At 42.0% G+C, this 13,436-nt stretch carries 14 protein-coding genes; 8 read left to right on the forward strand and 6 right to left on the reverse strand.

What is annotated here, in order from left to right; all coding sequences use genetic code 11:
* Nucleotides 1-1,003: 1,003 nt before the first annotated feature.
* The 5 genes from C4B60_RS07715 (at nt 1,004) to C4B60_RS07735 (ending at nt 5,354) form a co-directional block, all read left to right on the forward strand.
* On the forward strand, nt 1,004-1,549 hold the full coding sequence (locus tag C4B60_RS07715) for a sigma-70 family RNA polymerase sigma factor (protein WP_167578603.1): 546 nt from the start codon (nt 1,004-1,006) through the stop codon (nt 1,547-1,549).
* Nucleotides 1,546-1,992, forward strand: coding sequence for an anti-sigma factor family protein (locus tag C4B60_RS07720; RefSeq protein WP_104057430.1), 447 nt, complete (start codon nt 1,546-1,548; stop codon nt 1,990-1,992). Before C4B60_RS07715 ends, C4B60_RS07720 begins: the two co-directional genes overlap by 4 nt.
* Nucleotides 1,989-3,068: a hypothetical protein gene (locus C4B60_RS07725; RefSeq protein WP_104057431.1), complete on the forward strand. Its 1,080-nt coding sequence runs from the start codon at nt 1,989-1,991 to the stop codon at nt 3,066-3,068. The genes C4B60_RS07720 and C4B60_RS07725 overlap by 4 nt, the downstream gene beginning before the upstream one ends.
* A 189-nt stretch (nt 3,069-3,257) precedes the next feature.
* Nucleotides 3,258-4,454 (forward strand): CapA family protein, encoded by a 1,197-nt coding sequence (locus tag C4B60_RS07730; RefSeq protein WP_167578604.1) that lies wholly within the window; start codon nt 3,258-3,260, stop codon nt 4,452-4,454.
* Between the two features lie 120 nt (nt 4,455-4,574).
* A complete protein-coding gene (locus C4B60_RS07735) occupies nt 4,575-5,354 on the forward strand; it encodes a class I SAM-dependent methyltransferase (protein WP_104057433.1) in 780 nt (259 codons plus the stop codon).
* Between the two features lie 35 nt (nt 5,355-5,389).
* Here the strand turns inward: C4B60_RS07735 and C4B60_RS07740 are convergent, their stop codons facing one another.
* The 4 genes from C4B60_RS07740 to C4B60_RS07755 all read right to left on the reverse strand — a co-directional run bounded on the left by C4B60_RS07740 (nt 5,390) and on the right by C4B60_RS07755 (nt 8,252).
* Nucleotides 5,390-5,839, reverse strand: a complete 450-nt coding sequence (locus tag C4B60_RS07740) for a hypothetical protein (RefSeq protein WP_104057434.1) — start codon at nt 5,837-5,839, stop codon at nt 5,390-5,392.
* A gap of 26 nt (nt 5,840-5,865) precedes the next feature.
* Nucleotides 5,866-6,522 (reverse strand): uracil-DNA glycosylase, encoded by a 657-nt coding sequence (locus C4B60_RS07745; protein WP_104057435.1) that lies wholly within the window; start codon nt 6,520-6,522, stop codon nt 5,866-5,868.
* A 94-nt stretch (nt 6,523-6,616) separates the two neighbouring features.
* Nucleotides 6,617-7,546 carry a manganese-dependent inorganic pyrophosphatase gene (locus C4B60_RS07750; RefSeq protein WP_104057436.1) on the reverse strand — a complete coding sequence of 310 codons (930 nt, stop codon included), beginning with the start codon at nt 7,544-7,546 and terminating at the stop codon, nt 6,617-6,619.
* Nucleotides 7,547-7,871: 325 nt separating this feature from the next.
* Nucleotides 7,872-8,252 carry a hypothetical protein gene (locus C4B60_RS07755; RefSeq protein WP_104057437.1) on the reverse strand — a complete coding sequence of 127 codons (381 nt, stop codon included), beginning with the start codon at nt 8,250-8,252 and terminating at the stop codon, nt 7,872-7,874.
* Between the two features lie 390 nt (nt 8,253-8,642).
* Between C4B60_RS07755 and C4B60_RS07760 the strand changes: the two genes are divergently transcribed.
* A complete protein-coding gene (locus C4B60_RS07760) occupies nt 8,643-9,845 on the forward strand; it encodes an MFS transporter (protein ID WP_104057438.1) in 1,203 nt (400 codons plus the stop codon).
* A 158-nt stretch (nt 9,846-10,003) separates the two neighbouring features.
* Here C4B60_RS07760 and C4B60_RS07765 read toward each other — a convergent pair whose 3' ends face one another.
* Together C4B60_RS07765 and C4B60_RS07770 are read right to left on the reverse strand one after the other, a co-directional pair.
* Nucleotides 10,004-11,053: a lactonase family protein gene (locus C4B60_RS07765; protein ID WP_425331155.1), complete on the reverse strand. Its 1,050-nt coding sequence runs from the start codon at nt 11,051-11,053 to the stop codon at nt 10,004-10,006.
* A gap of 61 nt (nt 11,054-11,114) precedes the next feature.
* A complete protein-coding gene (locus tag C4B60_RS07770) occupies nt 11,115-12,077 on the reverse strand; it encodes an AEC family transporter (protein ID WP_245153908.1) in 963 nt (320 codons plus the stop codon).
* A 181-nt stretch (nt 12,078-12,258) separates the two neighbouring features.
* Here C4B60_RS07770 and C4B60_RS07775 point away from each other — a divergent pair, with 181 nt between their 5' ends.
* The gene (locus C4B60_RS07775; RefSeq protein ID WP_104057440.1) at nt 12,259-12,738 is read left to right on the forward strand and encodes a hypothetical protein; all 480 of its coding nucleotides are present in this window, start codon (nt 12,259-12,261) and stop codon (nt 12,736-12,738) included.
* Nucleotides 12,739-12,836: 98 nt separating this feature from the next.
* Nucleotides 12,837-13,388, forward strand: a complete 552-nt coding sequence (locus C4B60_RS07780) for a M15 family metallopeptidase (RefSeq protein ID WP_104057888.1) — start codon at nt 12,837-12,839, stop codon at nt 13,386-13,388.
* Nucleotides 13,389-13,436: the final 48 nt, after the last annotated feature.

Raw genomic sequence — 13,436 nt, forward strand, 5'->3', positions numbered from 1 at the left:
ATAAAAAGGTCTTGCGTACTTTAGGATATTGATCACTAAAGCTCAATGAACCGAGTGGGAAACCACTGTAATGACGACTCATTAACCGTTGCCGGTCGCTACTCCCCTTTTTAGGGCTTTTATTCTTTTGTGTCCACTATACCACAATCATTCCCGTATGCCAGCATTTTAAACGCCTCTAAAAAAATGTTTCTTTAAGTGTTTTTTGAAGAGTAGTAGTGTTGGGGTAAATCCCTTTTAACTTTGCGTGTTGATTTCCGTTGCAGGGGCATGCTTTCCGCGGGGAGGGGCTTGAGCTAACTTGCTAGCGCAAGTGGATCTCAAGCTCCCTCTTCATCCCGCAGGAGTCAGCCCCTTCCTCTTCAATCAACTCCTTGTACCTTATTTGTTTCTTTGAAAATTATTAAGTTACGAGTGAATTCCTTTTATTTTAGGCGTGTTGATTTCCGCTGCAGGGGCATGATTTCCGCGGGGAGGGGCTTGAGCTAACTTGCTAGCGCAAGTGGATCTCAAGCTCCCTCTTCATCCCGCAGGAGTCAGCCCCTTCCTCTTCAATCAACTCCTTGTACCTTATTTGTTTCTTCGAAAATTATTAAGGGACTAGTGAATCCCCTGCTAATTTAGGCGGGTTGATTTCTGCTGCAGGGGCATGCTTTCCGCGGGGCGGGGCTTGAGCTAACTTGCTGAGGCAAGTGGATCTCAAGCTCCCGCTTCTTCCCGCAGGAGTCAGCCTCTTCCTCTTCAATCAACTCCTTGGACCTTATTTGTTTCTTCGAAAATTATTAAGCGACGAGTGAATTCCTTCTATTTAGGCGTGTTGATTTCCGCTTTCAAAAGGAAAAAGTTGCTTCAATCGACTATTTTTAATCAACCTTTAATGTTCGGGCTTGGTAAATGATTTATACTAATTCTTTACGGTCATTAAATTGTTTGAGATATGTAGTACTTATTATTTTTTTTACGTCAATAATTGAGCAGCTTGTTTGCTAAGGAGGTGGAACGGGTGCAGGAGATTGATGTAAAGAAGCTGGTTCAGCAGGATGCTGAGGAGTTTCAGCTGTTTATCCGTTCCTACCAGCGCTATATCTATCAACTCACCTATGGGGTTCTCCGGCATGAAAAAGATGCAGAGGATGCTGTACAGGAAGTGTTCATAAAAATCTACCATGCCCTGCCCAATTATAGGCAGGAAGGTCTCAAGACCTGGGTCAGGCAAATTTCTGTCCGGCATGCCATTGATATGAAAAGAAAGCGGAGCCGGCGGTCTGACCGGGACGATGATTTAGAAAAAGCGAGCCCTTATCTTGCTGATGGGGAAAGCCCGATCGATTCAAAGCTTATCGAGCGAAGCAGAAATGAACATTTAGCAAGAAAGCTGCAGGAGCTTCCTGAAAATTACCGGGTCGTAATACACGCATTTTATATAGAAGAAAAATCCTATGAGGAAATTTCAAAGGAACATGATTTAGAGTTATCCGCTGTTAAAATGAGACTCTACAGAGGACGGCAGTGGATGAAAAAAAATTGGCGGGAGGATGAGTTCAGATGACACATTTCACCAGAGAACAATGGCTGCAATTTGTTCAGGGAAAGATCGATTCGAGCCATGAAAGAAAAATGGAGGATCATCTTTTGAGCTGTGATCAGTGTTTAGCAACTTACGAAGAAACAACAGAACCTTTAAGCCCTTCCTTCGATTTTTCAGTTGAAAAACCTGTGATGGCTGCCTTATTCGGTGAAACTCCTGCAGTTGATCACCAGGTGAAGAAATCACCAAACCGGATCAGACAAAGAACCATTACTCATTTTATTATTTCTGCTGCAGCTGCCATTATGCTTGCAGGCACAGGGGTTTTCACTACCCTAATGGAAGAAAACTCGATTGTGCAGGGAGAGAATTTAAAAGAAGCTCCTTCGCTTACATCTTCTCTTATGGAGCAGACTGAACGTTTCTTCAGCCAAATGGACCCATCAAAGGAGGATGTAGAATGACGAAGTCTCCTGTCATTGCTTTTGTGCTGTCAATTATGCCCGGGTGGGGGCATGTATACATCGGAAATGTCGTAAGAGGTTTTATCTATTTCTTCGTTACTATCGCTCTGCTATTCAGCGGACTGACTCTTGCTGCATTTAGTGATGATATGCTGTTTCTCGGGTTTGCTGCAGCTGGAATTATTGTTTATCTCGTCAGTTTTTTAGATATTATTATGAGCCTGAACGCATTGAAAAGTAAGGCTGAGGAAGAAGTCAGCTCATCGCGATCGAGAAGGTATTTCCCGAGCTATCAAGGTGATTCAGAGCGGTTCTTTACAATCATCCTGTCATTTTTCCCTGGGCTTGGCCATTTTCAGCTGGGGCTTATGAATAGAGGGTTAACCTTTATGGTCACCTTCTTCGGAATGGCTGCCATGATTTTCTTTGTCACTTTTTTACTTCAATTAAACGCCTTTCTCTTATTTACAATATTGCTTCCTGTCGTGTGGATCTACAGTGTAGTTGATGCCCTGCAAATGCTTTCTAAAAAGCATAACGGCCAGGCTCTTGTAGACCGTTCTATTTTGGAGGATCTTGAAGAACGGAAAAAAGATGGAAAAAGAAGCTCTGCCTTTGCAACTGTTCTTTCCATCTTCCCTGGTGCCGGGCATCTTTACCTTGGCCTTCAGCATCGCGGAATCCAGCTTATGGCCGCCTTCTTATTTACCATCTATATTTTAGATGCGTTGCGGCTGGGATTATTTTTATTCCTTATTCCTTTAATCTGGTTTTATAGTTTCTTTGACGGCATGCAAAAAGCGTCCCGCTATGGAAAAGAAGAGCTTCGGGATGAACCGGTGTTCGGCTTCTTTCATCAATACAAAAAATGGCTTGGGATCGGTTTGATTTTTATTGGGGTTTACTATCTTCTCTTTAATGGAGTGGTCCCAGCCCTTGCTCCCGCATTTTGGGAGTGGATTGAAATAGATCTTCGTTATTGGTTCGACAGATACTTCCAAACGATTTTATTGAGTGTAGTACTTGTTATTATTGGAATCAAATTAGTTAAAAGAAAAGAAACCATTCAAGAATAAGGACGACCAGCCGGCCCATGCCAGCTGGTCTTTTTTATCTTCAACGCTTATTTTCTCCTGATCAGTCACCCATACAAAAGAACAAAATATGTAATTTTTTCTATTTTATCCATGATATTAGTAGAATAAGATGGTAAAATAAGATGAACTGAGAATGCTCCAGTATCAATTAATAGGGAGAAATGTCTGTTGAACCGTCCAACATTACTTGCTGTCATTCTAGTATTTTTAATTAGCGCCTGCGCAGCTGAGCCTGTTTATCATAACCCTCCTGATTCATCAGGTCAGGATAGTCTCGTGACCGGGACAGCAGATCAGGTCGGGAATAACGATACCGCTTTGAAACTTGAGTCAGTCGCCTCCGCTCACTTTACAGCCGTAGGCGATTTACTGGTCGAACGCCCTATATTATATGATGCTCAACAGAATGATGGAACCTTCCAATTTGACCCCCTTCTAACAGATGTAGAGCATTTAATCAAAAAAGGCCAATTTGCATACGCCAATCAGGAAACGCCTATCACTGGTGCCGAATTCGGCCTTGGTGATGGAAATTTTGTCTTTAATAATCCATATGAGCTTGGTCACTATTACTATCAGACAGGCTTCAATATGCTTCAATTAGCGAATAATCATACACTTGATATGGAGTTTGAAGGACTCAAACGGAATATTGCCTTTTGGCGTGATCATTACCCCGATGTTGTTCTAAGCGGAGCCCATCTTTCATCAAATGATCGTGAGGTTATTCCGATCATTGTCAGAAACGGAATCTCCATAGCCTTTATTTCGTCTACTTACAGTTCAAATCTTCCGGTTGAGTTTTCTCATTTGGTTAATATATTTTCAGAAAACGAGGATGAGCTCCTGCGTGATGTCACACGTGCGAATGAGATGGCTGATCTTGTAGCTGTGGGCATCCATTGGGGAAAGGAATATGAGCAGCCTGTCAAAGAACAGGAGCAGCTGGCTCAAAAACTGGTCCAAAACGGAGCAGATATTATATTAGGTCATCACCCTCATGTACTGCAGCCGCTTGAATGGATTGAAGGACCGGATGGACAACGTGCACTTGTTGCCTACTCATTGGGGAATTTTATCTCAGGGCCATTCGACGACCGTGTGCCGGAGCTTGACTGTGATCGGCTTACCGGCTCCATGATAGGATTTGACCTGATAAAAGTGGATGAGGAGGTTACTCTCGACTCTGTGTACGCAATCCCAACCTTTACCGCCTTTGATGAAGACTATACAAATTACCGCGTCAGTCCATTAGATGAAATTGAGCAAGAGGACTTTAGATGGTGTGATCTTGAGACTCATAAAAAGCATGTAACAGAAATATTGTCCAGAAGAATGGACGATATAGACGTCAGAATGAAGTAAAGATTCGATAAGCATCCTCGCCATAAGTTTACCTTATGTTATTCCTGTCAATTTAGCTAATTTACTTATAAAAAGAAGCAGCATATAGTAAAGAAAGAAACAGGATAGGAGGATTTGAGGATGACAGCTGACAAAAAGAATCAGGTTAAATCGATTTTCTCAACATATGCAGATGCTTACGCTACCAGCCAGACCCATGCAAAAGGCGAAGATTTGGAAAAGCTTATCGAGTGGGTTTCCCCTTCATCAAAGGATGTTGCCCTGGATATTGCGACAGGCGGAGGCAATGTAGTAAAAAAGCTTGCTCCCTTTGTCTCTTCTATATTTGCTACCGATCTAACAAAAGATATGCTTCAAAACACTTCAACGTATCTAACAGAATTCCCAAATGTTCACTATGTGGTGGCGGATGCTGAGGAGCTTCCCTTCCTGGACCGGACGTTTGATATTGTCGTTTGCAGAATCGCAGCACATCATTTTCCAAGCCCCGAAAAGTTCGTTCAAGAAGTCTTTCGTGTAGTAAAGCCCGGGGGAAGGTTTTTGTTAATTGATAATGTTTCACCCGAAGATCCTTCTCTGGCTCACTTTATGAATACCTTTGAGGAAATGCGGGACCCAAGCCATGCAAAAGCCTTGTCCGTTTTGGAATGGAAGAGATTATTTCAGGAGAATGGGCTTGAGATTGAAAAAGAGTTTCTTTCAAAAAAAGAGCTGCCTTTTCAAAATTGGGTAACCAGGACAGTAGAAGACGAGACAAAAATCTCAGCTGTATCAGCATTTTTTTCAAATGCTTCACCCGCTGAAAAAAAGTATTTTCAATTTCATGAACAAGAAAATGGAGACCTTGCTTCATTCAAGCTCGATCAGTGGATGGCAATGGCTACTGCAAAGCACACGTAAAAGAGCGGGGCCTGCAAGGCTCCGCTCTTTTCATTTCACTCGTTCAAACGTTCCAGTTCATTAAAAAAGTACTCGCGATCCTCCTGATTATCAATTCCCTGTGCAAGCCCTCTTGCTTTTCCAAGATGAAATTCCTTTAAATCCTGCTTGTTTAAAATCGAATAGGAGCGCGCTAATGCTTCATGGACGAATGCGGCATCGTAATCCTCTAAACCATAGTCTGTGTGCAGCTTTTCATTAACAAGCGCATATTTCAATGCACTTTCTCCGTCGCCTAATTCTGCGTACACACGCGAGATCAGCCATTCTCCTCTGGACCAGTTTTTATAATCACCGGCGATTCCCCAATGATATCTTGAAGCCTGAGCGACCCGGATCATTTCTAACTGCTGCTCTGAGGATTTCTCCTGAAGCTCAAGCAATTCCCATGTTTTATTGAATAATTCGATCGCTTCCTGACGATGCTGATCAACGGTTAAACTCATGCTGAAGCTCTCCCTTCCTGTAGACCTTAATCCCTTTTTTCTCTTATTTGTGCAAGAAGCTCTCCAAGCTTATCTAAATCTTCATGAATGGCTTCCAATAAGCTTCTGTTATAAAAGATGGAGGCAGGATGATAGGTCGGAAAAATTTTATAGGTTTTTTCAGTCCACCCGTACTCATTGCTTTCGAGATTTTTTAAACAACGGACCGGCTGTTCAAGCACAGTTCCGTGCATATCTGATATTTTCATATTCCTTCCTGCCAGCCTCTTTAAACCAATATTCCCCAACGTCATAATAATCTCCGGATTCACCTTTTCAATTTCATAATCCAGAAGAGGAGCGTGGGCAATGATTTCTTTTTCGTTTGGAGTCCGGTTATATTTCTTTTGAATCATCTCTCCTGTTCTCTCTCTTTTCTCTCTCCATTTATAAGGTCTGCTTCTTACAGCACTCGTAATATATACATCTTCCCTTTGGAGTCCGACTCTCTCTAAAAACGCCATTAGTTCTTTTCCCGCTCTTCCACTAAAGGGAATGCCATTATGTATTTCCGTTTCTCCCGGTGCTTCCCCAACCAGCATGAGCAAGGGGTTTTCGGGGCCGCCCCCATACACAAAGCCCTCTGCAGCATAGGATTCTATTCTTTTCTTTCCAAGCTCCGCCAATGATTCTGGAATTCTCACGCCAGCACCCCCTCTGTAAATCCGCTATAGTGTATCCCTTCCCGTATTCACTATAAAAAAACCTCTCTTATTCAGCATAAGAGAGGTCGGGCTGTTATCCTTTAAACACTTCTGTCAGGACAGGAACAATTTGTTTTTTACGTGATACCACCCCTTCAAGGAGTGCCTGATTGTTTACGAGCGGCAGATTGTATGCTTGTTCTACTTTTTCAGTATGTGCACCGCGTACGATAATTGTGGAATTGCTATTAAGGATATCCGTAACAGCCAGCACAAACAGGGACAGGCTTTTTTCTACAATGACAAGATCAAGCACATCCTCAATCTCTTTTTGAAGTGCAAGAACTTCACCCGGATCAATAGCATTCACCTGGGCAATTTCCACCTTATGCTCTCCCATTTCAAATACTTTTGCATCAAGTGAAATAAGCTGGCTTACAGACTTACCGCTAAGGTCTGCACCGGCTTTTAACATTGCCAGTCCATATTCCTCTATATTTACATCTGCGATTTGTGCCAATTCATTTGCTGCTGTAATATCTTCCTCTGTGCAGGTTGGGGATTTAAACAGCAGGGAATCAGAAATGATCGCGGATAGCATCAAGCCTGCCATGTTTTTAGGGATATCGACATTATTTTCTTTAAAGAGCTTTAAAAGAATAGTCGCTGTACAACCTACCGGCTCAGCTCTGAAATAAAGGGGCTCGCTTGTCTCAAAATTTGAGATTCGGTGGTGATCAATCACTTCAAGCACACGCACTTCCTCAATATCAATAACACTCTGCTGGCGCTCATTATGGTCGACTAATATAACCTGATCTGTTTCATTAGCAGCCGTCTCAATAAAGCGGGGCGCCTCCACATTAAACTGTTCGAGAGCAAATTGCGTTTCACCGTTTACTTCTCCAAGACGAACCGGCTCTGTATCCTGCCCGACCTGATTCTTAAGATAAGAATAGACAATTGCAGAGGTAATCGTGTCTGTGTCAGGATTCTTATGTCCAAATACCAAAATTTTTCCCATCATTCTACTCCTAGCGTCAATAGATTTAATGAAAACACCCGTAAAGTCCTGTGTGTTTTTATTTGTTTCTATCTTAACAGTATTCTTTGAATTCTTGAACCCAAAAAGATTATATTTACTTCCAATTTTCTTCCTATATGGTCGCTGCACTAGTTGCAATCCTCTACGTTTTATTTACTGCAGTCCCGTCCTTATGATCAAGGTATACTTCCTGTAATAAGTAATAAGGTACACCCTTTTGCCAGTTTAAAGAGTTTTAATTCACGAAAAAAGACAGTAAAAAAAGAGCAGCTCCCGCCGGAACCGCTCTTTTAGCCGCTTAATCTCATTTTTTTTGAAGTAAAGATAACGTTTTTTCAATATCATTTAACAGTTCGTCATCAGGAACCATTCGCTTGACCGTCTTTTCCCCCGGACGATCCATGATGCTAAAAGGTTTTTCTGTGTAAGTAGACTCTCTTAGCTCATCCACTTCATTAAGAACCGAGACGTGGCTGATTCGCACAAATTTTCCTTCATCATCATACAATTCTTCGTTCACACTGATTTGAGCTTCGATTTTCTGTCCGACCTTAAGGTTCTTTTCGACAGCAGTCGTCCAGATAAATCGATTATCATTTGAGTCAGTGAAATGTACGACGTTTGATAAGTGAGATTTCATTCGAGGCTTTACATGAACTACAGCTAAATCAATTGTTATTCTCAATTCATATTCCCCTTTCTTGCAGTGGTACCTACAGTATGTAACTCCCAGTTATTAACTTTTACAAACCCCATTTTATTACCAATAAAATGAAATATTACTAAGGACTTTATCAGTATAAAGTATATCTATATACATTTGTCAATTAGAATTTTTTTACAATAAACAGAAAACTATATGAAACCCTTGATACAATTGACTATTCTTAAATTAAGGAGATTTCTTGAACTTTTTATTAAATTAGGACCAGCTCCTAAATATCCAATAATTGTTAATTATAACACATGGATTTTCTTCTGTTTTCGAAGCTTTTTTAAAGCTTTTCTTCTGGTCTCCGTATATAATTGGTAAGGGTTATCTAACCATTTAGATTTTTAGAAAGAAGGAATGCAAGTGTCACCTGATCAAAAAAAGAAAATGCTTATTCTGATGATTAATATGTTTATTGCTATAGGAAGCTTTGGCATTATTATCCCTATTCTTCCCGCCTATCTGACGTCCATTGGAGAAGGCGGAAGAGCAGCTGGCTTAATGATTGCTATTTTTGCAGGGGCTCAGCTGATCATGTCTCCCATAACGGGAAGATGGGCTGATCAATACGGCCGCAGAATCATGATCATCTCCGGTTTGACCGGACTGACCATCTCAATGTTTGTTTTTTACTGGTCAGATTCCATCTGGGTTTTATATGCATCACGGGTTATCGGCGGTGTCGGGGCAGCTCTTCTTATACCGGCCATTTTTGCTTATGTGGCGGACATTACGACGATGGAGCAGCGTGCAAGAGGAAACAGCCTTGTTTCTGCTGCGATGTCATTGGGAATTGTTATAGGTCCTGGAATTGGCGGCTTTTTAGCGGAGCTTGGCCTTAAAACGCCTTTATTAGTTTCAGCGCTTGTATCTGCTGCTGCTGTTATCTTTTCAATTGTCCTTTTAAAAGAAAGCAGTACACCAAAAGCTGAACATGCATCTGATGTAAAAGAAGATCCATTGCTTAAAAAGCTTGGTCAATCTGTTCAAAAGCCTTATTTTATTCCGCTAGTTATTACCCTTATTATGAGTTTTGGTCTTATGGCTTACGAGTCAGTCATTGGGCTGTATGTAGACAATCAGTTTGGAGCAACTCCTCAGCAGATCGCAATGATGATCACTTCAACTGGAATTGTTAGTGTTATTGTTCAATTATTTGTGGTGGAAAGAATTGTTAAAAAGTTTGGGGAAGGCAGTATACTAACAATGTTCTTAGGGGTAACTGCACTTGGCTTCCTTCTTTCACTTTTTGCCTCAAGCTACGTTCTGTTCTTTGGCATTACGCTTCTTATATTCCTCGCTACTTCTATTTTGCGTCCTGTGCTGACGACGCTGATCTCGAAGCTTGCCGGCAATGAACAGGGGTTTGCCATGGGGATGAATAACGCTTATATGAGTATCGGAAATGTCCTTGGACCAACACTTGCAGGGCTGTTGTATGATATAAGAATTTTTTATCCATTTGTTCTTGGATTAGCGATTCTGCTCCTTACTCTCTTTGTTTCTGCCGGGTGGCAGCGAAGCCAGTCAAAGAAACTGAGGGAAATAGAGGCAGATCAGATTTAATTCATGATAAAAGGGGTTAAGACAAATTTGTCTTAACCCCTTTTATCGGGTTCACTGCGCTTCAGGCGTACGCTTTCCGCTCCGTTCACCTCTCGTTTCTTAAACGAGTATCATGAAATGTATACTTCTTCACTGGTCGTTATATCCCCAACTCTTTTTTATCTTAAAAATTTCACACAAACCGGATCAGGGACTGAAATGCTTGAGCCTGTTTCGGTTAGCTTTCCGGTTTCAGGATCGCGCTTATACAGGACTGCGTTGCTGCTTTCCTGGTTTGTTGTAATTAAAAATTTCTCCGTTGGGTCCAAAACAAAGTCACGCGGCCAGTTTCCGCCTGATGGGGCATATTCAACCAGTTCAAGCTTATAGCTGTTTTGTTCAATTTCAAAAACAGCGATTGAATCATGACCTCTATTTCCTGCATACACGAATCTGCCGTCAGAAGAAACATGAATGGCGCTTCCCTGGCTGTTTTCCTTAAAGTCCTCAGGTATTGCCTTGATGGTTTGAATGATCTCAAATGATCCATCCTCCTGATTGTAGGCTAAAGCCAGCACTTCGTTGCTTAACTCTGTCATGACAAATGCGTTAACTCCATTTGGATGAAAAGCTAAATGTCTCGGACCGGCACCCTCGGAAGTTTTAAGACGCTGCACATCCTTTAGCTCACCCTTTTTATATTCATAGGTGACGACTTCATCGGTTCCAAGGTCCACTCCGATTAAATACTTGCCATCAGGCGTGAACTCACTGTAATGCATATGAGGAGCATCCTGGCGTTCATGCGGTCCGCCGCCCTCCTGTTCTGCTACTGATAATTGTTCAGTCAGCTTTCCAGTCTCTTCATCCGCCTTATATAAAACAACGGTTCCATCGTGGTAATTGGCAGCAGCTGCAAATTGATTTTCCGCATTAATTGCCACATAGCACGGGGTGCCTTCCCGCTCTGCAGATTCATTCATTACAGTTAGTTTACCGGATGAAGCGTCAATCTTATAGGAGGTTAAACCGCCGGGAGAAACTGCATATAAGTATTCCTGATTAGAGCTGACCGAGACATATGTAGGGCTGGGTAGCTCCGCTGCGACCTCTGCCTTGGTAAGCTCTCCCTTTTCAACATCAAGCGCAAATGTATAAATCCCTTTGCTGTCTCCATCTGTATACGTTCCTATGTAGCCTGTGTAACTCGTTTTATCCAATTTCTCCAACACCCTTCTTTAGTAATCTTCTACTTCCTTCTTTACCACAACTTCAATTTTCAAAACAATTCTACAGCATTAAATATGCAATAAATGGAATGGTCGCCAGACAAAGCAGCGTCGAACCAAAAATGGCCACAACAGCAGTATCTTCCTCAGAAGTATATCGTGAAAACAGTACGGCTACCACCATTGCGGTCGGCATGGCTGTTTGCAGTACAATCATTTGGGAAATCCAGCCGTCGAAGGATAATAGCGAGAGAATTACCATCATGGCCAGCGGAATGATTAGTAGTCTGAAAGAAAGAGGAAACCATAGCTCCGGGAAAAACACTTTATCTTTTTTCTTTAGCAAAGGAGGCAGCAGCATTCCTACGTATAGCATTGCCATAGGAGCAGCAAGAGCAGCAAGCATACTGGTCAGCTGAACAATCATATGTGGAGGCTGAAAACCGGTAATGGCAGATAAAATCCCTACAATAATTGCCACCACTGGAACGTTTATTAATGCCTTTAGCTGGCGGAAACGAAACTTTCCCTCAGCCTGCAGCAAATAAACCACTAATGTGTAGACAACTACGCTAAGTCCGGCATCAAAAATAGCCGCCAAAAAGCCACCCATAGGACCAAAAATGGTAGCAATTAAGGGGATCCCGATAAATCCTGTATTTCCGAGCGCACCCAAAATAGTCATTTTTAAAGCAAAAATGGATTTAAAACGAAAGATCCGGGCAAATGCCCCTACAAATAAAAGAGCGCCTATATGATAGGCAAGCGATATTCCAAAGACCGTCCCTGCAAGTGCAAGCGTATCCCCGGTCATCTCCACACTGAATATGCCATTTAAAATAACCGCCGGAACAGCTACATTTATGATTAATAAAATAAGTACATATTTCACTTCCCTCGTGACATCAACACGAAGAGCGAAAAAAGAACCAATTGCAATCATGATCCCCATCACACAAATGGTGGATATGACAACTTGTATATCCATGAACAAGATCCTTTCTGACAGGAATAATTTTTTCAATCGTACTCCTCTTCCAAGTCATTGTCTAGTTAATAGGAAGGAAGAAATATTTTTCTGTTTACGAGTTTTAACGATAAAGTGCGGGGAATACATGCCATTACGGTCCCATTTTACTTTTTAAAAGCTTCGTCTTATAAAGTTAGATGATCTTGTATTTATTCCAGTAAAAGTTGGTGCTTATATGTTTCAAACAGATGATCTATGGACATTCTTATGGTCCTTTTTAATTGTATTTCCTACTGTCTCCTTTGTTCATCAACTGGGACATTCCTTTTTTGCCGTTCTATTTGGCGGAAACGCAAGCTTCTCTCTGGGAAGAGGCAGAAAGCTTTTTTGTATTGGACCGATAAGTGTCCACCGGATTTACTTTCTCGATTCCTTTTGCAAATATTCTCCGCTAAAATGGAACAATCGGTTTACTCATACGGTCGTTCATTTGGGCGGCGTCATTTTTAATGTTGGGTCTATTCTATTAATCAATTCCTTGATTACTGTGGATCTTCTTGATCCTCACGTTTTCTTTTATCAATATGCCTACTTCTCTGTTTATTTTGCAGCTTTCTCTCTGCTCCCTGTCAGCTTTGGGGATAACCGATACAGTGATGGGATGGCAGTTTACCGGATTCTCCGTTATGGAGACCGTATACAGTTACTAAATTAAAAAAAGGTGCAGCTTGAGTCTGCTCCCGAGCCCCTTTAAAAGGAATATATTTGCCAAACCATGCTACAATTAAGACTAAACCAGTAAACAGAATGGAGATGAAAATGAGTAAAGGATTTCATGTCATTGTCCTCCTTCTTCTTCTTGGAGCAGCTGTCATATGGGTGACCCAGGAGCATGAACGCCGGGAAGAGCTGGCTAATGTTCCTATGCCAACAGAGCTTCATCCTATAGTGGAGGAAAGTAAAAATGAGCTCGTTGACCGGGCAGCTGATAAAGGGATTGAGGTCGTCATCACGGACGGCTTCCGTTCAAAGGAAGAACAGGACGAGATTTATGCCCAGGGAAGAACGACAGAGGGTTCGATCGTCTCATACGCTGAAGGCGGAGAGTCTTATCATAATTATGGTCTTGCCATTGACTTTGCTTTGCGTACAGAAAGCGGAAATGTAGTATGGGATATGGAATATGACGGGAATAATAACGGGAAATCCGACTGGATGGAAGTTGTGGATATAGCTAAGGATCTCGGCTTTGAATGGGGCGGGGACTTTGCGCGGTTTAACGATTACCCTCATCTTCAGATGACCTTCGGACTCTCTATCCGTGAGCTTCAGCGCGGAGAAAGACCGGATATTACTATAGAATAAAGGGGGTGGGACAAATGTGTCTCACCCTCTCTCTTATGCCCGGTTCAC

It is taken from the genome of Jeotgalibacillus proteolyticus (genome assembly GCF_002926065.1).
Classification (GTDB): Bacteria; Bacillota; Bacilli; order Bacillales; family Jeotgalibacillaceae; genus Jeotgalibacillus; species Jeotgalibacillus proteolyticus.